Origin of the sequence: Seongchinamella unica (assembly GCF_004354085.1) — a bacterium.
Taxonomy (GTDB): domain Bacteria; phylum Pseudomonadota; class Gammaproteobacteria; order Pseudomonadales; family Halieaceae; genus Halioglobus; species Halioglobus unicus.
In genome coordinates this window covers 765,211-790,946 of the sequence record NZ_SMSE01000002.1, presented here as the reverse complement: position 1 = coordinate 790,946, position 25,736 = coordinate 765,211, and the positions used below count along the sequence as shown (strand labels likewise).

Sequence of the window (25,736 nt, the reverse complement as noted above, 5' to 3'; positions counted from 1 at the left end):
AAACGCGGTAACAGTCGCCCAGGAGACAATAATGACAACGGAAGCTGAACAGAAAGTACTCGATGGCCGGGTCTGGGATGAATTTTGCGACGCCCTGAAGGAAGCCGGCAAAATCGTCCGCAGCGAGAAAGCACCGGGGGACGCCTTCAACCAGGCAGAAGGTTACCGTTATCTGTCACGGTTGTTGCGCGGTGGTCTGGAGAGCTTTCTGGAGTTTCGCGACCCATTGTTCCCCGAGCTGCGCTGCGGCGCCCACGAAACCATCAAGCTGGGTGCCGACAACCCGGATAATCGCTACGAAAGTGCCAGCATCAATCCACGGCATTCGTATCGTATCTATGGTACCCGGGGCACTGTCGATTATTTGGGAATCAGCACCGTCATCAACAAGTACGCCTCCGGTGGCACCATGGAAGTGACCGGGCATATCGACCACAGGGAGATGGAGCTGGGTCCCCACGGCGAGATCGAGATTATCATCAGCCAAAGAGAACAGCCCGGAAACTGGCTGCCCATGGGCGCGGACACCAACTCGATCACCGTGCGCCAGACCTTCCAGGACCGGATCAACGAGAAAGCTGCCGAGTTGAAAATAGAGCGCATCGGTGCCAGCGATGACAGGCCCGAGCCCCTTACCCCGGAGAAGCTGGAGCGTGGACTGCAGGGAGCCGCCATGTTTGTGTTGGGCTCGGCCACCCTGTTCGAAAACTGGTCGGAGAGCTTCCTGCCAACGCTGAACCAGCTGCCTCCCGCAGACCAGGACTACTGTCAATCCATTGGCGGTGATCCCAATATTTTCTATTTCCACAGTGCCTGGCAGTTGGCCGACGATGAAGTGTTCGTGATCGAGGCGCCGGAAATTCCCGAGTGCCAGACGTGGAACTTCCAGCTCGATAACTGGTGGATGGAGTCACTGGACTACCGTCATCACCAGATTCACGTCAACAAACACACCGCCCACTACGAGCCCGACGGCGGTGTCCGGGTTGTGGTCTCTCACACCGACCCGGGCGTACCGAACTGGATTGAAACGGCAGGACACAACATGGGTACCATGTGCTGGCGCTGGATTGGCGCCGACAGGCATCCCCTGCTCAACACCCGGGTGATGAAGCTGGCGGATCTGAAATGAGCGAAGAGACGGTAGCTTTTGTCGCCGGTGAGCTGATTGCCGAGGCAATGGAGCAGACCGGGTTCAGTGATTTTGGTGACCTGCCTTATCGCGAAGGTCTCGACGCGTTGCTGGCGACCTACGACCGCCACGTCCGGGATCCGGAGGGTCGTAAACGCTGTCGCGACCGGGTAGTATTTCAACTGGCCACCCGGCTCAAGCTGGAAAACGCCTTCAACACCATTTCCGGCTGGCAGCAGCAGGAAATAGTGGCACCGGTATTTGTGACCGGTCTGCCGCGCTCCGGCACCTCGGCTTTGCTCAATCTGTTGGAGACTGCCCCGGACAATCGCGGGCTGTTGCAGTGGGAGGTGCAGTTTCCTGATCCCTGGCCGGGGAGTGCCCCGGGAGACAAGGATCCACGCTACGATTACCTGGCCAGGGCACTGGAAGAGTCCCGGGATTCGGATTTCGCCAAAATTCACTACATCGATGCCGACACGCCGGAAGAGTGCGTGTTACTGCATGCCTTCGCCTTTGGCGGAGTGCAGCTGGGGTTCGAGATCATGCTGGAACCCTATCACAGTTGGGTGCTGGCCCAGGACCTCGAGCCGCTCTACCGTTACCAGAAGAAAATAATGCAGTTGCTCAACTGGCGTATGCCCGGCAAACACTGGATGCTCAAGGCGCCGGCGCACATGTTGGCCATCGACGCCATCATTAAGGTATTTCCCGACGCGCGTTTTGTCTGGTGCCACCGGGACCCGCAGGCGGTAGTGCCTTCCATTAACAGTATGAACAAAGTGGTGATGGGCATGTATGCCGGTGACTGCAGTCACCTGGACGCGGGAGACATGGGCCGGGCGGTGATGGAATGGTACGCCCTGAGCCTGGAGCGCGGGCTGGCGGCGCGGGCAAGACTGGACCCGGCGCTGTTTGTGGATTGCTCCCAGCAGGAGCTGGTGGACGATCCGATGGGGGTGGTTGAGCGGGTGTATGGGCAATTCGGCATGGAGCTGGACTGTGCCGCCCGGGCCGCATTCACCGCCCATATCGAGGCCAACCCCAAGGGCAAGCACGGCAAACACGAGTATCGGCTGGAAGAGTACGGCCTGACCCGTGAGCTGATCGCCCGGCGTTTTGCTTTTTACACCGATGACCAGCGCTGGCCCATCAGCCAGTAGGGATGCATTATGAGCGATACCATCAGGATCAGTTCGGATACGGTGGAGATCGAGGCGCCGGCCGAACTGGTCTGGCAGGTGATTGTCGATTTCGCCCAATACCCGCACTGGAATGAGTTCTGTCCTGCCATTGAGGCTGAGCTGGAAATCGGCTCCCCGGTGAAGATGCAGGTGAATCTGGGTGAAGGGCTGCAGGAACAGGTTGAGTACATTACCTGTATCGAGGCGCCGCACCGGATCACCTGGTCAATGGAAAACAAACCCGGCGACCCGGTGCATGCGGACCGCAGCCAGCTCGTTACCGCCCTTGACGGGCATCGCTGCAGTTACGTGACCTACGATGACTTCAGTGGTGACTTCGCTGCAGCCATGGTCGAGCAATTGGGTGAGCGGGTTCGCCAGGGTTTCAATCTCTGCGCCCGCAATCTGAAAGCCCGGGCCGAATCACTTCATCAGGACGCCTGAGTGCGGCGCTGGCGTCGGGACAGTCCATGCTTGCGCACCAGCCCGCGCATCTGGTCGTAGCTGAGTCCCAGTGCCTCGGCCGTGTGTCGCTGATGATGGCCATGACGGGTCAGCGTGTCCTGCAGCAGCGCTTTCTCCACGCTATCCATGTGAGCGTTGAAATCGGTGATTTCAGGTCCTGGCTGGTCCGGCCCCGGTAGCTGCACTGGGGCCGGTCCCGTCACCGTGGCATAGGGGTTGGCAAAGGGATCAAGGATAATCTCCGCCACCGGGGTCGTGTTGTCCTCCCAGCGATAAAGGGAGCGTTCCACCGCATTTTTCAGTTCCCGAATATTGCCTGGCCAGGGGTGCCTGCACAGGGTTTGCATGGCCTCGTCAGTAAAACCCTGGAACAGTTCCCAGCCCAATTCGGCGCTCATCTGCACGGCGAAGTGCTGGGCGAGTTCGGGAATATCCTCCGGACGCTGGCGCAGGGCGGGGAGGTGGACCACGTCGAAGCTGAGCCGGTCCAGCAGATCCGGGCGGAACTTACCCGCTTTGGCCAGAGCGGGCAGGTCGGCGTTGGTAGCCGCCACCACGCGCACGTCGACCTGCAAGGTCTGCTGTCCGCCCAGGCGTTCGAATTCCCCGTACTCGATTAACCGCAACAGTTTTTCCTGCAGTCGCAGCGACATGGTAGCCAGTTCGTCCAGAAACAGTGTGCCACCGTCGGCCCGCTCGAAGCGGCCCTTGTGGGCTCGGGTTGCCCCGGTGAAGGCTCCCTGCTCGTGACCGAACAGTTCCGATTCCAGCAGCGCGTCGGCAAGCGCGGCGCAGTTGGTTTTCAGCAGCGGCGCGTCCCAGCGGCTGGAAAGAAAGTGGATGCGGTCGGCGGCCAGTTCCTTGCCCGTGCCTCGCTCACCCACCACCAGTACCGGCCGCTGGATAGGGGCCAGCTGGGAAATGCGTTCCAGGGACAGGGCCAGGGCAGCGGAATTGCCGATAATGCTCTCAGTCGGTCGCTTCATGGGTTAAATATACCTATATAAGCAGGTGTATATAACCTTATCTAGGTAGAATATACCCAAATATTAGACCCAGGTAGACACTGGCACCCTTGGTTTTACAAAAAAAACCGTTTGAATTCAATCAGATAAAGTGGTTGGCACGATTTCTGTATTTATCGGGTTGTACGACGCAAAGAAGTCGATCATCCACGTAGGGAAGCAGAATGATGAGCAAACTGGGCGAACGATTTTTGATTTATGCCGCGCTGGCGGTGCTTTGTGCACTGACGGCAGCGGTGGTCGGTACCGCCGCCGGCCTGTGGAGTTTTGTGCAGATTGTTGCGGTGATCGAGATTATTTACTGGATAGCCAGCCCCGGGGAAAAGCCCCAGACCCGCGGCTGGTAAGCAAACAGGAGAACGGCAATGGGTATATTTTCCCGCATGACAGACATCATCAACTCCAATATAAATTCCCTGTTGGACCAGGCGGAAGATCCGGAAAAAATGATCCGCCTGATCATCCAGGAGATGGAGGACACCCTGGTAGAGGTGCGTTCATCATCGGCCCGGGTGCTGGCGGACCGTAAAACCGCCGCCAGACGCCTGGAGCAGGTGCAGGCTGAAGCTGTAAGTTGGGAGCAGAAGGCCAAGCTCGCTATCAGCAAGGGTCGCGAGGATCTGGCCCGAGCGGCACTGCAGGAGAAGCACGCGATAGAGGACGAAGTGGCTGCGGTGGAGGCGGAACTGAAGGCAACAGACGACCATATCAGCCAGCTCAACGAGGAAGTCGCAAAGCTCCAGCAGAAGCTCACTGACGCCAAGGCCAAGCAGAAGGCGCTGTTAATGCGCAGTAAAACCGTTGAATCGCGCATCAAGGTCAAGCGCCAGATGCACCGCGAAGCCCTCGATGGCGCCTTCCAGCGCTTCGACCAGTTCGAGCGTCGTATGGATACGCTGGAAAGTCAGCTGGAGTCCATGGACATCGGCCGCGAGGTGCCTGCGGACCTCGCCGCGGAAATCGATGCGCTGGCAGAGAATGAACGGATCAGCGACGAGCTGGAGCGGCTCAAATCGGAAATGCAGGGCAAGCCGGATCCGTCCTGAAGGGTTTGGTAATTGGAATCATCAATGGCAGCATGGTTGTTACTGACCGGGCCGCCCAAGGAAAGAGTTAATGGAATTCTGGAAATTCATGTTCGTCCCCACCATTCTGTTCATGGTGATCGTGGCGCCCATGTGGATCACCATGCACTATCGCAGTCTTAATCGCTCCTCGCGAAGCCTGTCGCGGGAAGACCGGGAAACGGTCGAGCAGATGCTGGTGACCGTGGATAAACTGACCGACCGTATCGAGGCGCTGGAATCGCTGCTGGACGCAGACCACCCGGAATGGCGTGCCCAGTCCAGCCACAAGAGCAGGGGCGAGGAGTAAATCATGAGTAGAAGACGCAGACATGAACACCACGACTATCGCGATACCTACCGGCGCGAAAGCCGACGTTTTCGCAACAACAAACGCGGTGGTTGGGGCATGGGCCTCTACCGTAATACCCGCGACGGAAAAATCGCCGGTGTCTGTGCCGGTCTGGCGGACCACTGGGACATCGCCCACTGGGTCGTGCGGCTGATCTGGATCGGCGGCTTTCTGTTCACCGGTACCCTGGCGCTATGGGTGTACCTGGGCGCATGGGTATTGCTGGCGCCCAGGCCCACCCGTCGCGGCGGCGATGGCGATTATTACGACGAGCCGGAATTCGAGGATGTCGAGGTAGAGATGGAATACGACGAGCGCTACCACGACTATCGGCCACGCAAGGTATTCCGTTACAGCGAGTCAAGCAGCGTACGCCTGGAGCGAGCCCGGGAACGTCTCGACGCGGCCCTGCGCAGAGTGGAGGACATGGAATCCTATGTCACCTCCCGTCGCTATAACCTGAACAAGGAGTTTTCCCGACTGTAGCCCGCGTGGCTACAGACAATGCCCGGCGCAGTGGTATATTGACGAGGTGTTCCCGGAGTCAATATGAGCGACGACCTGTCACTACAGCATTCTGTGCTGGGCACCTTTCTGCTGCCAATCGCCCAGGCGCTGCGTTTGCGCGGGCTGGACCCACTGGAAACAATGGCCGAGGTGGGCATCGATCCGGCCAAAATCGCCAACCCGGACTGGCGGGTGCCCCAGCCGATGTTCACAGCCCTGATGGCCCATTGTGTCGCCGTCACCGAAGATGAGGCGTTTGGCCTGCTGGCGGCGGAGCAGGTGCAACCGCAGACGCTGCATGGGCTTGGCTTTGCCTGGTTGGCCAGCGATACGGTGTACGACGGGCTCAAGCGACTGGCGCGGTTCAGCAAGCTGGTCAACACCGCGGCGGTAATGCGGCTGGCAGAGGAGGGTGACCTGGTCCTGCTGGACCTTGGCACGGTGCCACTCACCGGCGGTTATCATTTCGCCAGCCGGGATTATGCCATCGGGATGGTTTCGCGGATGTGCTCTCTCGCCCTGGGCGATTTCCTGGCGCCGGTCAAGGTGGAACTGGAGCGCCCCCCGCCCGAAGAGCCTGAACGCTGGGAATCGATGCTGGCATCGCGGGTCAGTTTTTCCTGTGAGCGAACCTGTATGGGCTGGTACCGCTCAGACATATTAGAGCCATTGGTTACCGGCGACCCGGCGCTGGCCAGGGCTAATGATGAGCAGACCCAGGCGTACCTGGACAGCTTCCTCATGCATTCCACCGCCAGGGATGTAGTCGACAAAATTGTGGAGCACCTGCCTGACGGTCCCCCAAGCCAGCAACAGATCGCAGAGGCCCTGCACGTCAGCAATCGCACCCTGCAGCGTAAGCTCAAGGAAGAGGGCACCAGTTTCATGGACCTGCTGCAGGACACGCGACTGCAAATGGCGCGCAAGTACCTCCAACACCCCAACCGATCAGTGGTGGAAACTGCCTATCTACTGGGGTTTTCCGAGCCCAGTACCTTTTCTCGTGCGTTCAAGCGCTGGACCGGTATGGCACCGGCCGATTTCCGGGATTCTCCAACCCGGGACTGACACTGGCGCCAGCAGTCATGCCTCTGGCGTTGCCGGCCATGCCAAACTCGCCGTTCGGGGCCTATTGTGGACACATTCCCAAAAAGGAGGATGTGTCATGAACAACCCCATTATCGCGATTACCGACAAAGTCATGCGCATGATCAAGTCAATGGTCTATATGTCCATGCGCGTCAGTTACAGGCGCGGGGCCACCACCGAAGAGGTGTCCGGGTTCCTGGCAGAATGGGCTCCGGACAAGAGTGATTTCTACCACGAGGGTCTGGTGGAGCGACTGCTTGCTGAATTGCAACAGGAAGGACGGGTGGAACAAGCGGGCGCGCGCTGGTATCCGGTCGGGATCGCCCACTGACATTATTGTTTTCCTTTTCGGCCACCGCTCGTCGCGGTGGCCGCCCGCTTTTTTTCACCACTTATTGACCTCGGTTACTTTTTTCCCTTCCGCAAGTCCCTATAATCCATGCTTCAAACAACAGGGGATGATGCCCATGGGTAAAATTCTGGTAATCGCTGACCAAAAAGACAGTGCCATTGCGACCGGGCGCGGCCTGGAATTGGCTGCGAGACTGGGTTATTCAGTGGACGTCTATGCCTTTGTCTACGCCCCCCTGGGTCGCCTCAAGCAGACGGCTGCGGAACGAAACGCCCTGAAGCAGCGCCTGCTGGAAGATCGGGAGGCGGAAGTCCAGGCTCGGATAGACAAGTTGTCGCGCGAAGGCCAGAAGGTGAAGCTCAAGGTGGTATGGCAAAAGGATGTGGCCCCATGGGTTGTCGGGCATTGTGGCAAAACCGCCTACGAGATGGTGGTGAAAACCGGGCGCCGCTCGGAGAGTATCGCCAATACCTCCACTGATTGGCAGCTATTACGTGAGTGCCCGGCGCCGGTACTCATTGTGGCGAAGAAAAAATGGCGACGCACCCAGCCGGTGATGGCTGCGCTTGACCTGTCCAGCCGCATCGCCGCCAAGAAACAACTTAACGCGACAATTCTCTCCCAGGCCATAGCGCTGGCCGAGGCCATGGATGAACAACTCCATATCATCTGTGCGGTAGAGGTGCCGACCCTGTTGGAAGACCTGGATCTCATTGACAGTCGCAGCTACGTGGCCGAGGCAAAACAGGCGATGGCGCCACACATCAAGGCCCTTGCCCGCCAGTTCGATCTCCCGCTGAAAGCGTTTGTGGTCAAGCGAGGGCCCGTTGAAAAGGTCATCACCAGCCAGGCGGCCAGCATGCGGGCGCAGATGGTCGTAATGGGCACGGTAGGGCGCAAGGGCGTCAGGGCGAAGTTGATCGGCAATACGGCCGAGCGGGTGCTCGGGCAGTTGAAAACGGACGTTCTCGCCCTCAAACCCTGAATTGGGCGTCCCGGAACCGGGCGTCCCTCAATCCGGCAGAATTCTTTTGTGTGAAAAGTTTGCATTTTGGCCGTGGGCGTCTATTTTTCAAGAAGCACGTTGCTCCCTGCACGTGCTAACACGTCCCCTGGCCGATGTTTCTGCCCCGAAACATACGGCTGTTAGCCCGCCTCACTCTGTGAAGCGGGCTTTTTTGTCACTTTTATCAGCCTGCCCCTGCGCCTCAAGCCATCGTTAATGCTTACTGAAAACCTATAAGAATCATGGTAATAGGGCTTAAACCTGGAATCTTTCTAACCCCCGTCAGGGAGTGACGCCCGCGGCCATGCAGTTGGCGCTTCCGGCCATGTGGAAATTGCCTGCCGATCCCTAATATGTCTCTCATACCGAGCGCGCAAGCCAAAAAGCGCGAACTGCAATAGGGAGAACGACATGCACGAATTAGTGGAACGAATCAAGGAACCGGAGCTGTGTTACGTGTTTGCGCGCAATGCCAAAAAGCGCGGTCACCCGGAACTGGCCCTGCAAGCCTACCGCCGGGCAGTTGACCTGCGGGCAGAGCAACACGGCACAGACACTGAAGCCGAATTTGCCGCGGTCAGGGCAATCTACGCCTACGAAGAGGCACTGGGTTACAGCAAGGGTAAGCGCACCCGGGCCACAGGCACCTGGCAAATGGTCAACCGCTACGGCCTGCTGGCGGCGATCCAGAAGCGCATAGACTCCCGCAGCGGCGACAACATCATGGCTGTGCTGAAAGAGCTGGGTATGGAAGATTACAGCTTTGACGCGGTAGCCAAAACTTATGGCGATGAGATTCAACAGGCGGCTGCCTGAAGCCAAAGAGTTGTAGGACTGGAGATCCCTACCTTGGCCCGGCTCCAGCGGTATCGGAGAGCAACCGGGCTCTTTTTAAACACAGCGGCTGGCAACACCCTGTCTGCGCAGCGGCACCCCTATCCCCTGTAGGTAATCCCTACCTTACCCGGCTTAACGCCGGGTTTTTTTATCCTTTTCCTGGTTGACGGGGCTCTGGACCAGCTGCGTCCCGCAGCTGTCATAATCCTGTACTATGCTGATGCGGTGACTGAATACAGGCCTGACCGTGCGGGCTACCAGACTGAAACAGGGCTATCATGGCAAACCCCATCAAGACACGTGCAGCGGATTTGCGCGAGCACGAACTGTTCTACCCGAGAGAACTGAGCTGGCTGTCTTTCAACGCCAGGGTACTGCAGGAAGCGGCTGACCAGACCGTGCCACTCATCGAGAGGCTGCGTTACCTCGGCATTTTTTCCAACAATTCCGATGAGTTCTTCCGGGTGCGGGTGGCGGAGGTGCAGCGCCTGATCTCGGTAGCCAGCGGCACCAACCGGCAGCATTTCAGGGACCTTCTGGCCGCAATCCTCGAGGGCGTGGTGCGGCTGCAAAAGGAGTTCGACCGGATTTACATCCAGATCATGGAAGAGCTCGCCCTGCGCAAGATTTACCTGATTAACGAGCAGCAACTGGACGAGGGGCAGATGGCTTTCGTGCAGCGCTACTTCACCCAACGGGTACTGCCGGAGCTGGAACCCATACTGGTGGTGGAGGGCAGGCCGATCCCCGCACTTAACGACGAGTCCCTGTACCTGGCAGTAGACATTCGCTCGGGCGACGATTACCACTACGCGGTAGTGGAGGTGCCAACAGACCGCCTCGACCGTTTTGTTGAAATACCGCGGCGCAGGGGCAAGGGAGGCAAGGTTTTTATCGTACTCGATAACATCATCAGGGCATGCCTGCCACAGATGTTCCGCGGCGTAATCCAGGTGGACGAGGCACAGGCTTATTGTTTCAAGTTTTCTCGCGATGCGGAGCTGGAAATTGATACCGGTATTTCACAAAGCCTGATCGATAAAATGACCAAGAGCCTGAAGCAACGTCGCAAGGCGGATGCGGTGCGCATGGTCTATGACGAGCAAATCCCGACGCGGCTGCTGGACTACATTTGCGCCCGTTTCGGGTTCAGCAAGTATGACAGCCTGATCGCCGGCGGACGTTATCACAACTCCAAGGATTTCATGGGTTTCCCCAACGTGGGACCCAAGTACCTTGAATTCAAGCCGTTGCCGCCAATTCGCCTCGAGAGGCTGGATCAGCCGGGGAGTATCTTTGACGCCATTCGCGAGAAAGATGTCTTTCTCTACTATCCCTATCACCCCTTTGACTACGTAATAGACCTGCTGAAAACGGCGGCGCTGGATCCCGATGTTACCGACATCAAAATCTGCCTGTACCGTGTGGCCAAAAATTCAAGGGTAATCGATGCGCTGGTCAACGCGGTAGACAATGGCAAGCGGGTACTGGCGGTGGTGGAACTGGCGGCGCGTTTCGACGAGGCGGCCAATATCAGCTGGGCCGAGCGTCTTACGGAAAGCGGTATCAATGTGATTTTCGGCATTCCGGGCCTGAAGGTGCATTCCAAACTGGTGCTGATCGAGCGCAAGGAGAAAGGCGGCATGCGCTATTACAGCCACATCGGCACCGGTAATTTCAACGAGAAAACCGCGCGGGTGTATACCGACTTCACCCTGATCACCTATGACCAGAATGTGGGCAAGGACGTTTACAACGTGTTTGACTTCCTGCAGTACACCTATCGCCGTCCCGAGTACCGCCTGTTGCTGGTTTCGCCCCACAGCAGTCGTCCCGGCCTGACCGAGCTGGTCGAGACGGAGATCGCCAATGCGCGGGCGGGCTACCGGGCCGAAATGACCCTGAAATGCAACAACCTGGTGGACCGGGACCTGGTGAAGAAGCTGTACGAGGCGAGTGAGGCTGGAGTCAAGGTTAACCTGATTGTTCGCGGCATGTGTTCGCTTCTGCCCGGGGTGAAGGGCCTGTCGGAAAACATCCAGGCGATCAGTATTGTCGATCGCTACCTGGAACATCCGCGGGCCTATGTTTTTTACAATCGGGGTAACCCCCGCTACCTGATTGGTTCCGCCGACCTGATGACCCGAAACCTGGACTTCCGGGTAGAGGTGCTGGTGCCCATTTTCGACCAGGACGCCCAGCAGACTATCCAGGATATACTCGACCAGCAGTGGCACGACAATGTGAAGGCCCGGGTACTGGACCAGGACCAGGACAACGCCTACGTGCCCGGCAAGAAGAAGGCCACCCGGATTCGTTCCCAGGAATCAATTCATCGTTACCTGCAAACGGGTAAGCTGCCCCGATACCCCAAGTCGAGGATGAACGTGCCAGCCCGGCGGCGACGCAAAAAGCGGCTGGTGCAGCCGGGTATAGGGTAGCCGCAGCGATTGACGCACCTGGGCTCAACTAGTGTTTTGCGCCGGAAGCGGGCAAACTTCCCCACATCTGTGTGTGCGGGAGAACCCTATGGCTGGCAGTAGCCTGCTGTTACTGATCGACGACATCGCCGCCGTGCTGGACGATGTCTCATTGATGACCAAGGTCGCAGCAAAAAAGACTGCCGGGGTGCTGGGAGATGACCTGGCGGTCAATGCCGAAAAGGTCGCCGGAGTCCGTGCCGAACGCGAGCTGCCGGTAGTGTGGGCGGTTGCCCGCGGGTCCTTCATCAACAAACTTATCCTCGTGCCGCTGGCCTTGCTGGCATCGCTGTTTGCGCCCTGGCTGATTACACCCGCGCTGTTGGCGGGTGGTCTCTATCTCTGTTTTGAGGGGTTCGAAAAAGTTGCCCACAAATTTCTCCACGGCAGCGAGGAAGCCGAGGAGCACGAGGATCTGGTGGAGAAGCTGGCCGATCCCGCGGTAGACCTGGTGGCTTTCGAGAAAAAGAAAATCAAGGGGGCGATACGCACCGACTTCATCCTGTCGGCAGAAATTATCGTGTTAACCCTGGGCGTGGTCGCTGACTCGGAATTTATCACCCAGGTCGGCGTGCTGGCGGGTATTGCCACCGTCATGACAATCGGTGTTTACGGGCTGGTCGCCGGTATCGTCAAGCTTGATGACGCCGGATTATACCTTTATCAACGACAGGGGAAGGGCTCCTGGACCCGGCTGCAGCGCTGGTTCGGCCAGCGACTTATCGACTTTGCGCCCTGGCTGATGAAAGCACTGGGTGTCATCGGCACCGTGGCCATGTTCATGGTCGGTGGCGGCATACTGCTGCATAACATACATCCACTGGGAGAGGCTGTGGAGCACTTCGCCCATGGCCTGCAACCGCTGTTGGCGAAGATTACGCCAACCCTCGCCGGCATGCTTGTGGGTCTGGTGGCCGGCGGGCTGGTGGTGGCGGTGGTCGAGGGGGCTAAAAAGCAGCGGGCCTGACGCACCCGCAGCAGCACGCCGGTTCAGCCGGCGTCATCCCGATGCGATTCGCCCAGGGCGAGGGCCTGCTTTTGGGCGATGTAGTCATCCACCTGCGCTTCCAGCAGGTTCATCGGGACAGCGCCGTTCTTGAGGATCGCGTCGTGAAATTCCCGGATATCGAATTCGCTGCCCAACGCCAACTGCGCCTTGCTGCGAGTTTCCAGTATTTTCAACATGCCTATCTTGTAGGCTGTGGCCTGGCCGGGCATTACCGCGTGGCGCTCAACCATTTTGACCGCGTCAATGCGCGCATTGGGCGTATTGTCCGCATAAAACGCAATGGACTGTTCCCTTGTCCAGCCCTTGTCATGCATGCCGGTGTCGACCACCAGGCGTATCGCGCGCCACAGTTCCATGGCCAATCGACCGAAGTCCGAGTAGGGATCCTCGTAGAGGCCGATTTCCTTGGGCAGCAGCTCGGAGTAAAGTCCCCAGCCTTCGCTGTAGGCGGTCACTCCGCCAAAGCGACGAAACTTGGGCAGGTTTTCCAGCTCCTGCTTGATCGCGATCTGCATGTGGTGCCCGGGCAGACCCTCGTGGTAGGCGAGCGCCTCCAACTGGTAGGTGGGCATCATGCTCATGTCGTAGAGGTTCGCATAGTAGCGGCCGGGGCGGGAGCCATCCGCTGACGGCTGCTGGTAAAAGGCCTTTCCGGCTGACTTCTCCCTGAACTCCTCCACCGCTTTGACGTCGAGGGCAGCCCGGGGCCGTACCCGGAACAATTCATCGAGTCGTGAATCCATTTCCGCCAGCACCGCGTCCGCTCTTTCCAGGTATTGCTCGCGCCCTGCATTGGTGTTGGGGTAGTAGAATTGCTCGTCGGTGCGCATGAAGGTCATAAAGTCCTGCAAGCTGCCTTCAAAACCGACTTTGGCCTGGATGTCGCGCATCTCGTTGTGGATGCGTGCCACTTCGTCAAGGCCGATCTGGTGGATCTGCCCGGCAGTCAGGTCGGTGGTGGTAATGCGTTGCAGCCGGTTGCGGTAGAACGCCTCACCCTCGGGCAGTTTCCAGGCCCCTGCATCGGCTGTCGCCCTGGCTTGCAGGTCCTCCAGGCAGGCGATGAGCTTGTGGTAGCCGGGTTGCACACTGTTTAACAGGGCCAGCTCGGCTTCGCGCAGCAGTTTTGTCCGTTCGGCGTCGCTGATAGCCAGCGACCCGATCTTGTCGCTGAAGTCGGCGATCAGGGTGCTGGGCTCGCCGCCGTCGAAGGGTGCTCCCTTGAGGATATTTCTGGAGTCCCGCAGCACGTGGGGAAACACAAAGTCAGGGGCAATGATGCCCTTTTTTGCGCGGATTCTGAGCTGCTCGATCACCTGGTCCAGACGGGCCTCGACTCCGTCGAGGCGAGCGATATAGGCCTCTGCGTCTGCCTTGTCGGCAATGCTGTGCTGGTTGATCAGGAAGGCGGGAATGCCGGCGTGTTCGCCGAACATCTGGTTCACCGGGTAGCTGTGGTGCCGCCACTTGTAGTCGGCGATATCATTGTGCAGTTTCTGCTCCAGCAACTGGTAGCTGACCAGGGTTTCTGCGTTGAGCTTGCGAGTGTCAATGGCCTGGAGCAGGGCGAGGTCAGCTTTGTCGTGGGCAAGTTCCCGGGCCTGGGCTTCCTCAGAAAGATCGTTCCACTGGTCGTAGTCCCACTTGATGCCCAGGTAGGTCTGGCGTACCGGATCGCGGGCGACCTGGCGGTCGAAAATATCATCAAACAGGGCATTGGCCTTTGCGGATTCGGTCTGAATCGGGGGCCTGGACGGGGTACGGATGTCAGCCTTTTGGCTTACTGCGAGCACAGAGGTGCTTATCAGCGCAGCGCAAGCTGCTCCGAAGATTGCTTTGTACATGTCATTACCATCGTTGTGGGAGTCAGGGGGTCACAGGGCCTGGGTAAGGCGCGAACGACGGGCTGTCTCCGTGGGTAAAGCCAGGGTCACTGGCTGTCAGCGCGGGCAATATACACGTGATGGGGGTCTATTTCCAAGCCCCTCAGTGGCAGCCGGGGCGGGTTTCAGGTCATATTGGCCACCTCAACAGGGCGCGGGGAGGCACCCGATCAGTAGGCCCATAGTCCGTCCCCGTGAATCTCGATGCTTACCAAAAGCGTATCCGCAGACTACCTGCGCGCCAGCTTTCTCTGGACTGCCAGATTGCAGGGAAACCGTCTGAGAGACGCGGGAACCGTTCGCCGCCCGCCACCTGTCACTTTTTCAATCACGTCCGCGAGGCGACAGATGGCCGCGCCACCAATGGCCACTCAAAATGGTTGCCAACACCACCTGAGGGAGATACGTGATGACATCAGCGCGAGCAATAGAATACCGAATCACTCGCCAGCTGACAGAGGGCGCACCGCAGCGGCAACCGCGGACACGTCACCGGCTGGCAGAGCAATTGATTGCCATAACGGCGATTGCCAGTGGCCTGTTGCTGTTTGGCAGCTATTTTCCCGAACTGGTAGTCGCGGGTATCGCCGGCAGTGCGGTCTGGGCCATGGGGGGCGCTAGCAGATCAGCGTAGCAGGCGGTCCATGCCCTGGCAGAAGGCCTGCTTGCCACCATAGGACGGATGGCGCAGTGCGACGATGGGGGTATCCGGCAAGGCCTGGCACGCGGCGCGGTATCCCTTGGAGCCGACCCCGGCGACGATGCCTGGCTGCCAGGCGTCGGCCAGGGTCTTTAGGTATATCTGCCCGGCATTGATTTCCCCTGCGGTCGGCGTGCGGTTGCTGGCAGTGTCGTGAGCGATATGCGGGTGAAAGGGCAGGGCGTTCCAGAACAGCGGCAGGCGTCGTCTCGGCGCGAGGTAGTCCCAGACAATACTGGCCGTGGCCTCGCTGACGCTCCCGTTGACGACCAGCCGCTTCCGTAATTGGCGCCAGAACGGGTGGGGTGATTCATGCACCAGTCGGGCGCTGGAGAAGGGAATACCGGTGTGCAGTCCGCCACGGTAGCCCAGGGCCTCACCCACGATCAGCACTCTGCGGCCCTGCTGGCGAAACAGGACGTCCAGGTAGGCGCGCAGGTTGGCGCTGCGGTGCGGCAACAGGTAGGGATTCTGCAGCCGAGGGGTATGCCCCTGATACTCCAGTTCTTCGATAAATTCATTCACATTAAACATAATATATTCAGATAAATAGAAATTATAGCTAAAGTAGTTTATAGGGTATGGTCAAAGGGCCGTAGGTACTCGCAGGTGGAGCGTGTAGCATGGAGCGTGAAGACATTGGAGCGGCGAGCGTATGGATAATCCGGTTATAACCCTGTCGCTGGCGCAATTGGCCCTGGCCTTTATTCCCGTCGCTGTCACCCTGGCAATCCTGTTCCGCTGGTCTTACGGCATCGGCAACGCCGCCTACGCCCTGGGGCGCATGGTGATACAACTCATGGCCATTGGCTATGTCCTGGCGTGGATATTCAGTGCCAACAATGGGGTGTTGATCCTGTTGGTGCTCGCCATCATGTTATCGGCATCGGCCTGGATCGCGCTGGGCACAGCGCGGGAGCACCGCCGGGAACTGCTGCTGGCTTCCTTCCTCTCCATCCTGCTGGGGGGCGGACTGACGCTGGCGATGATCACCCAGGGAGTGTTACAGGTCGACCCCTGGTACCTTCCTCGCTACATGATTCCCCTGGCCGGCATGGTGTTTTCCAATGCAATGACAGCAGTCAGCCTTGCTGCGGAGCGGCTCTACAGTGAACTGGCCCACGGTATGGGCTGGGAAGAGGCCCGCATAAAGGCCTACCAGGCGGCGATGATTCCGGTGATCAATTCGCTGCTTGCTGTGGGGCTGGTATCGTTGCCCGGTATGATGACCGGGCAAATTCTGTCCGGCGTATCACCGCTGGTAGCATCTCGCTACCAGATCATGGTGATGTGTATGATTTTCGCGTCCGCCGGCATTTCCACGGCGTTATTCCTGAGCCTGTGTCGCCGGCGGATGCAAGTGGGCGTCGACTAGAAGCCGGGCGAATTGAACCAGGTTTCCCCCCGCCTGGGGGCATCGCCGTAGACGCGCCGGGCGAGCCTACCTGACGGCGATTGGGTTACCCGGAGATCCGGTAGCCCCCTTGAACTTTACCGGCGCAAACATAAAAGCAAACTCATAGACTTTATCCGCGGCCAGCGAGGACAAATCCAGGTTCTCGAGGTTGTAGATTCCGCGCTTGCCGAGCAACTCCTGGTGTACCGGAAATGCCAGATTTTCGTTTTCAGTCGGTATAACCTCGACAGCCCAGGTGTCCGCCGCCGTCATGACAATTTTCTGCTCGGCCAGCCAGCGTGCGGCCTCCAGACCTATACCGGGGCCACCACGACTGTATTCCTCATTGTCGACCATCCACAATTGACCGTGACCGGTGTGGATCAGCACCACGTCTCCTTCACCTATTGTGACCCCTTGCTGGCGCAGCGCGCCCTGCAAATCTTCGGCGCTTATTGCTGTCCCGACAGGCAAGCGCGTCATGCCTTTATACGCCGCCACGTCGATCAGAACACCGCGGGTGAGGAAGACCCCGACGTTCTCAATGCCCAGTTTCTGTAATCCAGCCGCGGTCGCAAACTCACTCTGTTTAAATCCATTGTAGAAAATATCCTCTTTGTCGACCCGGGTACCGATATGGCCCAGACCGTCAAACTGGGTGCCGACCTGACCGATTTGCGCGCTGACCACTTCATCGTTGTAGACGGTCTGGTTGTTACCGAAGGGCCCACCCGTGGGGGAGCCGGGTATGGTCAGGCTGTAGTGTCTGCCGGGAAACAGTGGCATGCCGGCTTCATAGACCCGCCCCAATTGATATATCTGGCCACGCTGTATCAGCGAAGTGGCCGCAATCACTTTCTCCGGTGTCAACCGGTTGGCAGCACCTCGCTCATCATCAGGCCCCCATTCTGAGGGCCACCAGACGTCGTCCGAGGAGGAGAGGGCGCTGGCCGAAAACGCCAGGCTTGCGGCCAGCAGCATCGTTGTTGTCAGTTTCATGAGTTTGTCCTCAGTCTAAGAAACGGGGAAGTGATGTGTCCGGTAATGGCGTCGGAAGGTGGTGGAGGTCAGTAAGTGTAGACCATGGTCAGCGTGAAGCTGCGCTACAATGCGTTGAACCCCCTATTCAGGAGACGAGTTTAATGAGCACAATTGCTGTGGACCAGATCAAGCAGAGACTGCCATCCATGCCCCAGTGGACACTTGTCGAGGACAAGCTCTACCGCCAGTGTGTTTTTCCCGACTTCGTCGCTGCCTTCGGGTTCATGAGCCAGGTAGCGCTGCTGGCAGAAGCGATGAATCATCATCCGGAGTGGAGGAACGTGTATAACACCGTTGAAATTTTTCTGACCACGCATGATGCGGGCGGGATTTCCGAACAGGACTTTGCCTTGGCCGCAAAGATCGACTCACTGCTGGAGCGCCAGTCGCCATGTTGAAAAAAGTCCTGCTGTTTGTCCTTGCTGCGCCTGTCGCGCTGCTACTCGGCCTCAACCTCTGGGGTGCCCTGACCCTGGGCAGCCATGAGCCTGACCCTGCTGCTGTTCGCGACCCGGCGGCCAACCGGGTGGTGATGGTATTCGGTGCCACCGGCTCGGTGGGAGACGGCCTGTTGAAGGCGGCGATGGCAGATCCGGCGGTGGAGAAAATCTATGCGGTCACCCGCAGAATGTCACCGCGACTCGAAGCAGGGGAGCGAACGGGGAGGGTACAGGTGATCCAGCAACAGGACTTCACCGATTACGCCAACATCGCAGAAGAGCTGGCGGCCGTAAATACCGTGTTGTGGGGACTGGGCACCAGCTCTATCGGTATGGAACCCGAACTCTACCGACATATTCATGTGGACTTTCCCCTGGCGTTTGTCGAGCAGTGGCTGGCGGTTCGCCAGCAGGGGCCAATGGCATTTCACTACGTGACGGGCATGGGTACCGGCGAAGACCAAAGTGCCCAGTGGGCGAAAGACAAGGGCAGTGCCGAGCGCAGGATTGCAGAGATGTCCCGTGGTACCGGCTTGCGCAGCTTCGGCCATCGCTCCGGATGGATAATGCCGACGGCGGAAAATGCCAATGCCGGCATGTACCTTGGCGAAATTCTGCTGAAACCCGGGCATCTGGTTATCAGGGGCATTGACCTGGGCCGGGCGATGCTGGAAATCAGTGCACGAACCGATGAACTGGCCTCCGGCTCCCTGATCGATAACAAGGATGCCATCGATTACGCCGCCGCCTACCGAGCCTACCGGGGCATCTAGTTGTCTCTGCGGGCTATGTAAAAACCATAGCTGTACTGGTCGCTGTACGCTTCATACAGGGCCTGTTCCCGCCGGTGTTCCTCGACAATGTGACCGGCAGCCTCGCTGTTGTCGTGGCGGGCCAGAAAGGCGTCGAAGCCCGCCGCCAGGGGACGATAGTAGCTATCCAGCCAGCAGCTGGCGGGTAAGGTGAAATAGCCAGTCGGGGTATAGCCCTGACTCTCCAGAATCCGCAACTTGCCGGAAGCGGTATCGATCCCGGGATAGTTGGCGGACCAGAACGCTTCAATCGCTTTGGGCCTGTCACGGGTGAGCCAGGTGATTTCACTGACCGCCAGTACGCCCCCGGGCTTGAGCAAGCTCTTCCAGCTGGCAATGCCGTTCTCGAATCCCATGCTGTAGATCGCGCCCTCCGACCAGATCAGGTCGAACTCCCCCTCGGCAAAGGGAAGGCAGGTCATATCGGCGACCACTGGCCGGATATACTCAGCCAGCCCCTTGGCGGTGGCGCGGGAGCCTAATTCCTCGAGAAAGCCGGGCAGAAAATCCACCGCGCTAATCGGGCAGTGCAGGGCGTCGGCCAGGGCCAGGGTACTGGCGCCAGTGCCACAGCCGATGTCGGCGACACACAGGTCGGGAGCTGGCGACAGTCCCGCAAGCTGCAGCGCGAGCAGGGTGTGAGCATCACTGCCCGGACCCAGCCGGGCCTGTCGCCGGTGCAGGTCGACCAGCAGTTCCAGTTCAGTCACTGTCGCTTTCGCGCTCGTTTTGCGGACCGAACCAGGCGTCCAGTTTGCCGGTGGCTTTGGCCCGCACGTCGTCATTGATATAGGTAGCTACCGCGGCGATGGCCAGTACCAGCACACCCAGGTCATCGGCATACCCGACAGCGGGGGTCAGGTCGGCGATGGCATCCAGGGGTACGATGAAATACCCCAGGGCGCCGGCAATGGTTGCCTTGGCCCAGGCTGGCGCCTGATCCTCCTGCATTGCGTAGTAAAGGAGCAGGGCTTTCTCCACGACTTCGCGCCCGGCGGTTCTGGCGTAGCGCTTGAGCTTGTCCCGGAATCCCTGCTCGCTGAAAGCGTTCTCATATTCGTTGTTACTGCTCATGCTGTTATCCAAATAGCCAGGGTTCCAGTTCGTTCCGATTGGCCACCACGATTTGCTGGGCCATCGGGTCATCGAGCGATTCCCGGGGATTGATGTGTAGCAGCCGCAGGGCATAGGGCACCAGTTTGCCCCGGGTGGTGATGCACAGTGCGCCTCCGCTCATACCGTAGTCAATCTCGATGACCTCCCGCTGCTCCCGGGCCAGCCTGGGATCGGGGGTAATGCGGATGGTTACTTCAGTATTCCACTCACTATCACCTGCTATCCCGTGCTCCGATTCGCCCATGATTTCCGGCGTGTCCCGAAAGCGGCTCAGTACGAAGTCACGGTATTCGAGGTTTTTTTCGCACCACGCGCGGACATGCCACCGCAGCCCGGTATAGACGAGTGTATGGGGAACAATGATCCGGCCTTCCCGATCAGGGTGGTTCAGGGATACGTAGTCGCAGTCCAGGCGCTTCTGCTGCCGCGCCGCCTGCATAATCGGGCGCAGCACCCCGGGTTTTACGTCTCGCACCGGGTGGCTGAGCACTTCCACGTTACTGACGTTGAGGGCCAGCGATTCGAACATGTTCATCAGTTCGTTGTTGCGCGCCATCAGGTGCAGGTACTCGTCCGCCAGGCCCCGGGTCACTTGTGGCTGAAATCCGGCGGTGGGCTTGTAGCCCTTGAGATACTTGTCGTATTCCAGGTTACCGATACCCACTTCCCGAAGGTAGGTATTGATGTCCTTGCTCGCCTGCTGGCGACCGATGCCGAAGGTGTCGCAGAGGTGGCGGGTGGTCAGGCGGCCTTCCCAAAGGGCGATGGTCTCGATGTAGCGATAGCGAAGCAGGAGATCCCAGCGAAAGGGCCATTTTGATGGGGTAGTGTCGCTCATGGTGTTATCCGGTGGCTCTCTGATCCCAGTATAGGTATCCGTGTAGGTAAAGTTTACATGTCGTTGCTTGCGACTTCCGGGTAAACTTGCTGTTTTTCGGAGAATTCCGCCTTGTCCTCGCGCTTTTCACTCGTTTTCACCCTGCTGTTTGCCACCAGTCTCGCTTATGCCCAACCGATCAGCCCCCGGCTGGAACAGCGCGCCGCCGCCCTCGCTGGTAAAGCGGGTGAGGACAACCTCGGCTACGCGCTGGTAGAGTCCCTCACCACGGAGGTGGGTCCTCGTCTTGCCGGCACCGAGGCCGAGGCGCGCGCCCGGGAATGGGCGGTGGACAGGCTCAGGTCACTGGGGTTCAGCCATGTGCGGGTGGAGCCCTTTGAGCTGCCGGTATGGGAGCGCGGTGTCGAGTGGGCACAGATCACCGACCCCTATCCACAGCCACTGGTGATCACTGCGCTGGGGGGAAGCACGCCCACCGGGCCGGACGGTGTTGAGGCAGAGGTCACCGCTGTTGCCTCGCTGGAGCAATTGAGCGCGGCGCCGCCGGAAAACATGAAGGGCAAGATTGTTTTTGTCGATGAGGTCATGACCCGCACCCAGGATGGTTCCGGATACGGGGTGGCGGCCGGCAAGCGCCGGGCCGCGGCTTACATCGCCGAGGAGAAAGGCGCGGTAGCGGTATTGATTCGTTCCGTGGGTACCAGTCAGCACCGTTTTGCCCATACCGGCCAGATGCGCCGCCTGACGGAGGACGGGGCAGTGCGCGGGGTGCCGGCAGCGGCTCTCTCGGCACCGGATGCCGACCAGTTGCAGCGCATACTGGCCAGCCGGGGCAGTGTTACCCTGCGCATGGTGCTGACCCCGCAGCAGCGCCCGGCGGGCATGTCCGGCAATGTCATCGCCGAAATTCCGGGCACTGAAGCGGCCGACGAAATTGTCCTGGTCGGTGCTCATCTGGATTCATGGGATCTCGGTACCGGCGCGGTGGATGACGGCGCCGGGGTCGGCATTGTAGTCGCAGCGGCCAAACAGGTGATGGATGCCATGCCCGAGGGACCAAGACGCACCGTGAGAATCGTGCTTTTCGGTGCGGAAGAAGTGGGTCTGGTGGGCGCACAGGCCTATGCCCAGGCTCATGCCGACGAACTGGAGAAGCACATCGTTGCCTCGGAATCGGATTTTGGCGCAGGGCGTATCTGGCGCTTTGAGACCAATGTCGCCGAGGATAAAATCGATGCAGCCCAGGCGTTGGGTAGCGTTGTCCGCAGCCTGGGCGCGGCCCGGGGCGGCAATAACGCCAGTGGCGGTCCCGACATGAAATACATCCGCGAGGCAGGCGTGCCGGTGGTTGGCCTCAAGCAGAATGGCTGGGACTACTTCGACCTGCACCACACACCCAATGACACCCTGGATAAGATCGACCCCGCCGACATCGCCCACAATGTCGCTGCCTGGAGCTCGTTTATCTTTCTGGCGGCAAATGCCGACGGTTACTATCGTTAGCGCCGGCGGTGGCCTCATCGGGCTGATGACGGTGATCACCGTGTTGTGAAGTAGTACCCGCCCCGGCATTCCCGGCACCACTGACCCGGGCCGGCACCGGCGTATAATGCGGCCCCTGTTCAATCCGGAGTCAGAGCACGCATCGTGCACTACCTGTCACTGACAACCCTGCGGGAACTGTTCCGCCTTTCCCTGCCCATGGTGATATCCCAGGGGGCGTTTGCGGTCATGGTATTTACTGATCGCTGGTTCATGTCGCAAATCGACTCTGTTCACATAGCCGCCGCCATGGGTGGCGGGGTGGCCTCGTTTTTCTGCCTGTCACTGTTTATCGGACTGATCAGCTACGGCAATGCCCTGGTTGCCCAATACTACGGCGCGGGGATGTATCCCCGCTGTACCCGGGTCGTGAGCCAGGGTGTGATCATTGCTACCGCGTCCCTGCCACTGCTGGCGGTGACCGCTTATGGCATGGGCCAGGCATTCAGTCACCTGGGGCACGATCCACGGCAGGTGCCACTGGAACGAATTTACTTTTACACGCTCATGGGAGGTGGCTTCTTTCACCTGGTCAAGGCCAGTCTCGCAACCTACTTTGTGGGTATTGGCAGGACCCGGGTGGTGATGGCGGTGGATGTCGCCGGTATCTGTATCAACGTGCCGCTGAGCTGGATGCTCATCTTCGGTAAATTTGGCCTGCCTGAGCTGGGCATCGTCGGGGCTGCCACCGGCACGGTGGTGGCCCAGTTTATAACCATTCTATTGTTTCTGTGTTTCTATCTCGCCCGCGAGCACCGACACCAGTTTTCCGTGGGCGAGTCGCTGGTGTTCGACCGTGGTGTGATGCGTCGCTACCTGAGGCTCGGCGTGCCCTCGGCGCTGGAAAGCTTCATGAATAACGGTACCTTCAACGTCTTCCTGTTGCTGTTCCAGGGTTACGGGGTGGTGCAGGGTGCGTCCATGGCGATCGTGTTCAACTGGGACATGGTGTCTTTTGTCCCGATGATGGGGCTCAACATCGGCGTTATGAGCCTGATCGGCCGTTTCGTGGGAGCCGGCGACATGACCCGTGCTAACCAGGTGATTGCTTCCGGGTTTATCCTGGCCCTGGGGTATTCCGGCACGCTCGCTGTGTTGTTTCTGCTTTTCCGGGTGGAACTGGTGGATGTGTTCGCCACCGACGATGCCCAATTCGCCGAAATCCGGGTGCTGGCCTCTGCGATGATGATTGGCCTGACAACCTACATGATGGCCGACGCAGTGCTGCTGATTGCCGGTGGCGCGCTCCGGGGGGCGGGCGACACCCGGTGGGTGATGTGGACATCGACGACCCTGCACTGGGCAATGCTACTGGCCCAGTACTTTGTCATCATTGTCTGGGAACTGGACCCGCTGGTGTCCTGGTGGGTGTTTGTGGCGATGTTGCTGGCTATTGCCGCATGTTATTGGGTGAGGCTTTATCGGGGCCGCTGGCGGCAACCCGAACGCCTGGCCCGGGTGATGCAGGAATAGCCTATATAGTCAGCAGCCGCCTGAGCAGACCATCCTGGCCTCGATTCTGGGCCCGGGCAAACAGCAATTCCGCCAGTTGGGTTTCTATCTGTTCCGCGACCTGATCGCGTATTTTCTCCTGCTGGCGCTTGGTCGGGTTCTTGCCCTTCATGTGCGACAGGTCGATGGGCTCGCCAAAGCCGATATAACAGCGCTGCGGTTTTGGAAACAGGGTACCCAGGGCGCCCACGGGGATGGGCGGTAACATGTCGGACCGGGTATTCTCGTTAATGATACCCAGCCGCTTCAGCAGTTGACCCAGCGCCGAATCCGGCAGCTCCTCGCCTTCCATCAGGTGGCCGTAAAATTCATCCGGCCCCACTATACCGAAGGGCATGATGGTATAGCCGTGTTTTGCCGCCAGTTTGACGAAGCCGTAACGCTCCTTCCATTGCAATTCGTACATATCCCGCGCCGGTTTGACGGCCTCATGGGCGCCCCCCGGGAACACCAGCAGGTCCTGTCCATGTTCCATGAGTGCCGCACAAACCTCGGGATGTCCCATCACCCCGCCGGCCCGCAGCAGCGCATTACCTACCTTGTCGTTGGCGAACAGGAACCTGTCACCCATGCCTCTGGGAAAGCGGTCCAACTCATGAATAAACACCGGACCAAGTATCCAGCCGTCAAGGGCAAACAGCGAATGGTTGCCGACAAACAGGCAGGGCTTGTCTGGCAGGTTTTCCGCCCCCATGATCACCGGGTTGAAGAGGCTCTTGATCGCGCGGTAGGCAAGCTCCAGTTGCAGCCCGGCGGGCTGCTGTGTTTCCAGGGCCAGCTGAATGTGGCGCTCCAGTGCCTCCTGCTCATCCAGGGGCTGGTTATCTTTGTCAAAAACGGACATCGGGTACTCGGAATGGGGATAAGTAAGCGGCTATTATAGCGGTTCGCGGACCAAGGGCTATACCAGTCCGGAAAACAATCCCCAGCAGACCAGGAAACCACAATGCAAAAGTTGTCATTGATCCTCGCTATTGTGCTTTTTTCGGCTACCGCCGTGGCCGATCACTCCACCCGGAAATTCGAATTCAGCTACCGTGTGCTGGCGGGGCAGTTCCCCAATCACGATGCCGTGGATATCTTCATCCCGTTGCCGGTGGAGAACAGCGACCAGCAAATCCTCGAGACCCGTTTCCGCACGTCAATGCCCGGCGAGGAACTCAGCGAAGCCGTGCACGGTAATCGCTATTACCAGATTCGCCGACCGGCAAACATAAACGGGCCCATTGACGCTGAGTTCACCTGGGTCGTCGAGCGCAGGGTGGTAACTGCCAGTGCCGGCACCCTGAGTGAAGAGGAACGTCAACGCTACCTGGCACCGAACCTCCTGGTGCCGGTAGGGCACGAGATTCTCGCTCCGATTCAGGCGGAAATCCACGCCATGCGCGGCGACGATTCAGCGAGTGCCACTGCCCGGGCAATATATGACTGGATTGTCGACAATGTTGAGTACAAGAAGGTTGGCACCGGATGGGGCAATGGCGACACCTTCTGGGCCTGCAGCGAGCGTTACGGCAATTGTACTGATTTCCATGCCCTGTTTGTTGCCCTGGCCCGAAGCGAGGGCATTCCCGCCCGGTTCGAGATCGGTTTCCCCGTTCCCGAGGACAAACCCCGGGGCCGGATCGACGGTTACCACTGCTGGGTGCAGTTCTATCTGCCCGGTCAGGGATGGATACCCATAGACGCGTCCGAGGCGGCAAAACACCCGGAAAAGCGCGAGTTATTTTATGGTACTCATCCGGCGGACCGCATTCACCTGAGCACGGGCAGGGATCTTGTGCTCAGTGAGGCGAGCAAGTCACAGCCGCTCAACTACTTCATCTATCCCCACGTCGAGGTGGGCGGCATTCCCTGGAAGGTCGACCTGGAGACCGAATTTTCATTCCGGGAGCTCGACCCGGGTTGAACTGCCCCCTGTGACCGTTGTCAACCGCAGCTCAATCCCGGGTTA

28 protein-coding genes are annotated in these 25,736 nt (G+C 59.1%); 20 read left to right on the top strand and 8 right to left on the bottom strand.

What is annotated here, in order from left to right; all coding sequences use genetic code 11:
* Nucleotides 1–31: 31 nt before the first annotated feature.
* Genes E2F43_RS10670 through E2F43_RS10660 form a run of 3 tightly spaced genes read left to right on the top strand, consistent with a single transcriptional unit; the run spans nt 32 to nt 2,760 of the window.
* Nucleotides 32–1,132: a hypothetical protein gene (locus tag E2F43_RS10670; RefSeq protein ID WP_133212435.1), complete on the top strand. Its 1,101-nt coding sequence runs from the start codon at nt 32–34 to the stop codon at nt 1,130–1,132.
* Nucleotides 1,129–2,295, top strand: a complete 1,167-nt coding sequence (locus E2F43_RS10665) for a sulfotransferase family protein (RefSeq protein WP_133212433.1) — start codon at nt 1,129–1,131, stop codon at nt 2,293–2,295. The genes E2F43_RS10670 and E2F43_RS10665 overlap by 4 nt, the downstream gene beginning before the upstream one ends.
* 9 nt (nt 2,296–2,304) lie before the next feature.
* Nucleotides 2,305–2,760 (top strand): SRPBCC domain-containing protein, encoded by a 456-nt coding sequence (locus tag E2F43_RS10660; RefSeq protein WP_133212431.1) that lies wholly within the window; start codon nt 2,305–2,307, stop codon nt 2,758–2,760.
* Here E2F43_RS10660 and pspF read toward each other — a convergent pair.
* Nucleotides 2,748–3,767, bottom strand: coding sequence for a phage shock protein operon transcriptional activator (pspF, locus tag E2F43_RS10655; protein ID WP_133212429.1), 1,020 nt, complete (start codon nt 3,765–3,767; stop codon nt 2,748–2,750). The two genes, E2F43_RS10660 and pspF, sit on opposite strands and share 13 nt — an antisense overlap.
* A gap of 203 nt (nt 3,768–3,970) precedes the next feature.
* Here pspF and E2F43_RS10650 point away from each other — a divergent pair, with 203 nt between their 5' ends.
* From E2F43_RS10650 to E2F43_RS10605, 10 genes are all read left to right on the top strand, one after another.
* The gene (locus E2F43_RS10650; protein ID WP_133212427.1) at nt 3,971–4,153 is read left to right on the top strand and encodes a hypothetical protein; all 183 of its coding nucleotides are present in this window, start codon (nt 3,971–3,973) and stop codon (nt 4,151–4,153) included.
* An 18-nt stretch (nt 4,154–4,171) separates the two neighbouring features.
* Entirely contained in the window at nt 4,172–4,852 is a 681-nt protein-coding gene (pspA, locus tag E2F43_RS10645) for a phage shock protein PspA (protein ID WP_133212425.1), read from the top strand.
* Nucleotides 4,853–4,922: 70 nt separating this feature from the next.
* On the top strand, nt 4,923–5,180 hold the full coding sequence (gene pspB / locus E2F43_RS10640; protein WP_133212423.1) for an envelope stress response membrane protein PspB: 258 nt from the start codon (nt 4,923–4,925) through the stop codon (nt 5,178–5,180).
* 3 nt (nt 5,181–5,183) lie between these two features.
* Nucleotides 5,184–5,708, top strand: coding sequence for a PspC domain-containing protein (locus tag E2F43_RS10635; RefSeq protein WP_133212422.1), 525 nt, complete (start codon nt 5,184–5,186; stop codon nt 5,706–5,708).
* Between the two features lie 63 nt (nt 5,709–5,771).
* Nucleotides 5,772–6,797 (top strand): AraC family transcriptional regulator, encoded by a 1,026-nt coding sequence (locus E2F43_RS10630; RefSeq protein ID WP_133212420.1) that lies wholly within the window; start codon nt 5,772–5,774, stop codon nt 6,795–6,797.
* Nucleotides 6,798–6,894: 97 nt separating this feature from the next.
* Entirely contained in the window at nt 6,895–7,149 is a 255-nt protein-coding gene (locus tag E2F43_RS10625) for a hypothetical protein (RefSeq protein WP_133212418.1), read from the top strand.
* Between the two features lie 136 nt (nt 7,150–7,285).
* A complete protein-coding gene (locus E2F43_RS10620) occupies nt 7,286–8,155 on the top strand; it encodes a universal stress protein (protein WP_133212416.1) in 870 nt (289 codons plus the stop codon).
* A gap of 432 nt (nt 8,156–8,587) precedes the next feature.
* A complete protein-coding gene (locus E2F43_RS10615; protein ID WP_133212414.1) occupies nt 8,588–8,992 on the top strand; it encodes a hypothetical protein in 405 nt (134 codons plus the stop codon).
* Between the two features lie 299 nt (nt 8,993–9,291).
* Nucleotides 9,292–11,454, top strand: a complete 2,163-nt coding sequence (gene ppk1 / locus E2F43_RS10610; RefSeq protein WP_133212412.1) for a polyphosphate kinase 1 — start codon at nt 9,292–9,294, stop codon at nt 11,452–11,454.
* Nucleotides 11,455–11,542: 88 nt separating this feature from the next.
* Nucleotides 11,543–12,460 (top strand): DUF808 domain-containing protein, encoded by a 918-nt coding sequence (locus tag E2F43_RS10605; RefSeq protein ID WP_133212410.1) that lies wholly within the window; start codon nt 11,543–11,545, stop codon nt 12,458–12,460.
* Nucleotides 12,461–12,483: 23 nt separating this feature from the next.
* Here E2F43_RS10605 and E2F43_RS10600 read toward each other — a convergent pair whose 3' ends face one another.
* A complete protein-coding gene (locus tag E2F43_RS10600) occupies nt 12,484–14,295 on the bottom strand; it encodes a DUF885 domain-containing protein (protein ID WP_238946849.1) in 1,812 nt (603 codons plus the stop codon).
* Nucleotides 14,296–14,794: 499 nt separating this feature from the next.
* Between E2F43_RS10600 and E2F43_RS10595 the strand changes: the two genes are divergently transcribed.
* Entirely contained in the window at nt 14,795–15,019 is a 225-nt protein-coding gene (locus tag E2F43_RS10595) for a hypothetical protein (RefSeq protein WP_133212406.1), read from the top strand.
* Here E2F43_RS10595 and E2F43_RS10590 read toward each other — a convergent pair.
* Nucleotides 15,011–15,619, bottom strand: coding sequence for a uracil-DNA glycosylase (locus tag E2F43_RS10590; RefSeq protein WP_133212396.1), 609 nt, complete (start codon nt 15,617–15,619; stop codon nt 15,011–15,013). The two genes, E2F43_RS10595 and E2F43_RS10590, sit on opposite strands and share 9 nt — an antisense overlap.
* A gap of 121 nt (nt 15,620–15,740) precedes the next feature.
* Here E2F43_RS10590 and E2F43_RS10585 point away from each other — a divergent pair, with 121 nt between their 5' ends.
* Nucleotides 15,741–16,460, top strand: coding sequence for an ABC transporter permease (locus tag E2F43_RS10585; protein WP_133212394.1), 720 nt, complete (start codon nt 15,741–15,743; stop codon nt 16,458–16,460).
* Between the two features lie 66 nt (nt 16,461–16,526).
* Here E2F43_RS10585 and E2F43_RS10580 read toward each other — a convergent pair whose 3' ends face one another.
* Complete coding sequence (locus tag E2F43_RS10580; protein WP_133212392.1) at nt 16,527–17,480, bottom strand: cyclase family protein; 954 nt, start codon at nt 17,478–17,480, stop codon at nt 16,527–16,529.
* A 143-nt stretch (nt 17,481–17,623) separates the two neighbouring features.
* Between E2F43_RS10580 and E2F43_RS10575 the strand changes: the two genes are divergently transcribed.
* Entirely contained in the window at nt 17,624–17,920 is a 297-nt protein-coding gene (locus E2F43_RS10575; RefSeq protein ID WP_133212390.1) for a 4a-hydroxytetrahydrobiopterin dehydratase, read from the top strand.
* Nucleotides 17,914–18,735, top strand: coding sequence for a Rossmann-fold NAD(P)-binding domain-containing protein (locus tag E2F43_RS10570; protein WP_133212388.1), 822 nt, complete (start codon nt 17,914–17,916; stop codon nt 18,733–18,735). The genes E2F43_RS10575 and E2F43_RS10570 overlap by 7 nt, the downstream gene beginning before the upstream one ends.
* Here the strand turns inward: E2F43_RS10570 and E2F43_RS10565 are convergent.
* Genes E2F43_RS10565 through E2F43_RS10555 form a run of 3 tightly spaced genes read right to left on the bottom strand, consistent with a single transcriptional unit; the run spans nt 18,732 to nt 20,728 of the window.
* Nucleotides 18,732–19,484 (bottom strand): class I SAM-dependent methyltransferase, encoded by a 753-nt coding sequence (locus E2F43_RS10565; protein WP_133212386.1) that lies wholly within the window; start codon nt 19,482–19,484, stop codon nt 18,732–18,734. The genes E2F43_RS10570 and E2F43_RS10565 overlap by 4 nt on opposite strands.
* Nucleotides 19,477–19,848: a YkvA family protein gene (locus E2F43_RS10560; RefSeq protein ID WP_133212384.1), complete on the bottom strand. Its 372-nt coding sequence runs from the start codon at nt 19,846–19,848 to the stop codon at nt 19,477–19,479. The genes E2F43_RS10565 and E2F43_RS10560 overlap by 8 nt, the downstream gene beginning before the upstream one ends.
* A gap of 4 nt (nt 19,849–19,852) precedes the next feature.
* Nucleotides 19,853–20,728 carry a helix-turn-helix transcriptional regulator gene (locus E2F43_RS10555; RefSeq protein ID WP_133212382.1) on the bottom strand — a complete coding sequence of 292 codons (876 nt, stop codon included), beginning with the start codon at nt 20,726–20,728 and terminating at the stop codon, nt 19,853–19,855.
* 111 nt (nt 20,729–20,839) lie between these two features.
* Between E2F43_RS10555 and E2F43_RS10550 the strand changes: the two genes are divergently transcribed.
* Together E2F43_RS10550 and E2F43_RS10545 are read left to right on the top strand one after the other, a co-directional pair.
* The gene (locus E2F43_RS10550; protein ID WP_133212380.1) at nt 20,840–22,231 is read left to right on the top strand and encodes a M20/M25/M40 family metallo-hydrolase; all 1,392 of its coding nucleotides are present in this window, start codon (nt 20,840–20,842) and stop codon (nt 22,229–22,231) included.
* Between the two features lie 144 nt (nt 22,232–22,375).
* A complete protein-coding gene (locus tag E2F43_RS10545) occupies nt 22,376–23,743 on the top strand; it encodes an MATE family efflux transporter (protein WP_238946848.1) in 1,368 nt (455 codons plus the stop codon).
* Between the two features lies 1 nt (nt 23,744).
* Here E2F43_RS10545 and E2F43_RS10540 read toward each other — a convergent pair whose 3' ends face one another.
* Nucleotides 23,745–24,626 (bottom strand): lysophospholipid acyltransferase family protein, encoded by an 882-nt coding sequence (locus E2F43_RS10540; protein ID WP_133212378.1) that lies wholly within the window; start codon nt 24,624–24,626, stop codon nt 23,745–23,747.
* A gap of 102 nt (nt 24,627–24,728) precedes the next feature.
* Here E2F43_RS10540 and E2F43_RS10535 point away from each other — a divergent pair, with 102 nt between their 5' ends.
* On the top strand, nt 24,729–25,691 hold the full coding sequence (locus E2F43_RS10535) for a transglutaminase-like domain-containing protein (RefSeq protein ID WP_133212376.1): 963 nt from the start codon (nt 24,729–24,731) through the stop codon (nt 25,689–25,691).
* Nucleotides 25,692–25,736 lie beyond the last annotated feature (45 nt).

What these genes read in the sequence shown, in the direction of transcription:
- E2F43_RS10585 (WP_133212394.1), top strand. Translation starts at nt 15,741, where the DNA reads ATGGATAATCCGGTTATAACCCTGTCGCTGGCGCAATTGGCCCTGGCC.
- E2F43_RS10595 (WP_133212406.1), top strand. Translation starts at nt 14,795, where the DNA reads ATGACATCAGCGCGAGCAATAGAATACCGAATCACTCGCCAGCTGACA.
- E2F43_RS10625 (WP_133212418.1), top strand. Translation starts at nt 6,895, where the DNA reads ATGAACAACCCCATTATCGCGATTACCGACAAAGTCATGCGCATGATC.
- E2F43_RS10630 (WP_133212420.1), top strand. Translation starts at nt 5,772, where the DNA reads ATGAGCGACGACCTGTCACTACAGCATTCTGTGCTGGGCACCTTTCTG.
- E2F43_RS10580 (WP_133212392.1), bottom strand. Translation starts at nt 17,480, where the DNA reads ATGAAACTGACAACAACGATGCTGCTGGCCGCAAGCCTGGCGTTTTCG.
- E2F43_RS10575 (WP_133212390.1), top strand. Translation starts at nt 17,624, where the DNA reads ATGAGCACAATTGCTGTGGACCAGATCAAGCAGAGACTGCCATCCATG.
- pspA (WP_133212425.1), top strand. Translation starts at nt 4,172, where the DNA reads ATGGGTATATTTTCCCGCATGACAGACATCATCAACTCCAATATAAAT.
- E2F43_RS10635 (WP_133212422.1), top strand. Translation starts at nt 5,184, where the DNA reads ATGAGTAGAAGACGCAGACATGAACACCACGACTATCGCGATACCTAC.
- pspB (WP_133212423.1), top strand. Translation starts at nt 4,923, where the DNA reads ATGGAATTCTGGAAATTCATGTTCGTCCCCACCATTCTGTTCATGGTG.
- E2F43_RS10650 (WP_133212427.1), top strand. Translation starts at nt 3,971, where the DNA reads ATGATGAGCAAACTGGGCGAACGATTTTTGATTTATGCCGCGCTGGCG.
- pspF (WP_133212429.1), bottom strand. Translation starts at nt 3,767, where the DNA reads ATGAAGCGACCGACTGAGAGCATTATCGGCAATTCCGCTGCCCTGGCC.
- ppk1 (WP_133212412.1), top strand. Translation starts at nt 9,292, where the DNA reads ATGGCAAACCCCATCAAGACACGTGCAGCGGATTTGCGCGAGCACGAA.
- E2F43_RS10555 (WP_133212382.1), bottom strand. Translation starts at nt 20,728, where the DNA reads ATGAGCGACACTACCCCATCAAAATGGCCCTTTCGCTGGGATCTCCTG.
- E2F43_RS10665 (WP_133212433.1), top strand. Translation starts at nt 1,129, where the DNA reads ATGAGCGAAGAGACGGTAGCTTTTGTCGCCGGTGAGCTGATTGCCGAG.
- E2F43_RS10615 (WP_133212414.1), top strand. Translation starts at nt 8,588, where the DNA reads ATGCACGAATTAGTGGAACGAATCAAGGAACCGGAGCTGTGTTACGTG.
- E2F43_RS10670 (WP_133212435.1), top strand. Translation starts at nt 32, where the DNA reads ATGACAACGGAAGCTGAACAGAAAGTACTCGATGGCCGGGTCTGGGAT.
- E2F43_RS10570 (WP_133212388.1), top strand. Translation starts at nt 17,914, where the DNA reads ATGTTGAAAAAAGTCCTGCTGTTTGTCCTTGCTGCGCCTGTCGCGCTG.
- E2F43_RS10660 (WP_133212431.1), top strand. Translation starts at nt 2,305, where the DNA reads ATGAGCGATACCATCAGGATCAGTTCGGATACGGTGGAGATCGAGGCG.
- E2F43_RS10540 (WP_133212378.1), bottom strand. Translation starts at nt 24,626, where the DNA reads ATGTCCGTTTTTGACAAAGATAACCAGCCCCTGGATGAGCAGGAGGCA.
- E2F43_RS10535 (WP_133212376.1), top strand. Translation starts at nt 24,729, where the DNA reads ATGCAAAAGTTGTCATTGATCCTCGCTATTGTGCTTTTTTCGGCTACC.
- E2F43_RS10620 (WP_133212416.1), top strand. Translation starts at nt 7,286, where the DNA reads ATGGGTAAAATTCTGGTAATCGCTGACCAAAAAGACAGTGCCATTGCG.
- E2F43_RS10560 (WP_133212384.1), bottom strand. Translation starts at nt 19,848, where the DNA reads ATGAGCAGTAACAACGAATATGAGAACGCTTTCAGCGAGCAGGGATTC.
- E2F43_RS10590 (WP_133212396.1), bottom strand. Translation starts at nt 15,619, where the DNA reads ATGTTTAATGTGAATGAATTTATCGAAGAACTGGAGTATCAGGGGCAT.
- E2F43_RS10605 (WP_133212410.1), top strand. Translation starts at nt 11,543, where the DNA reads ATGGCTGGCAGTAGCCTGCTGTTACTGATCGACGACATCGCCGCCGTG.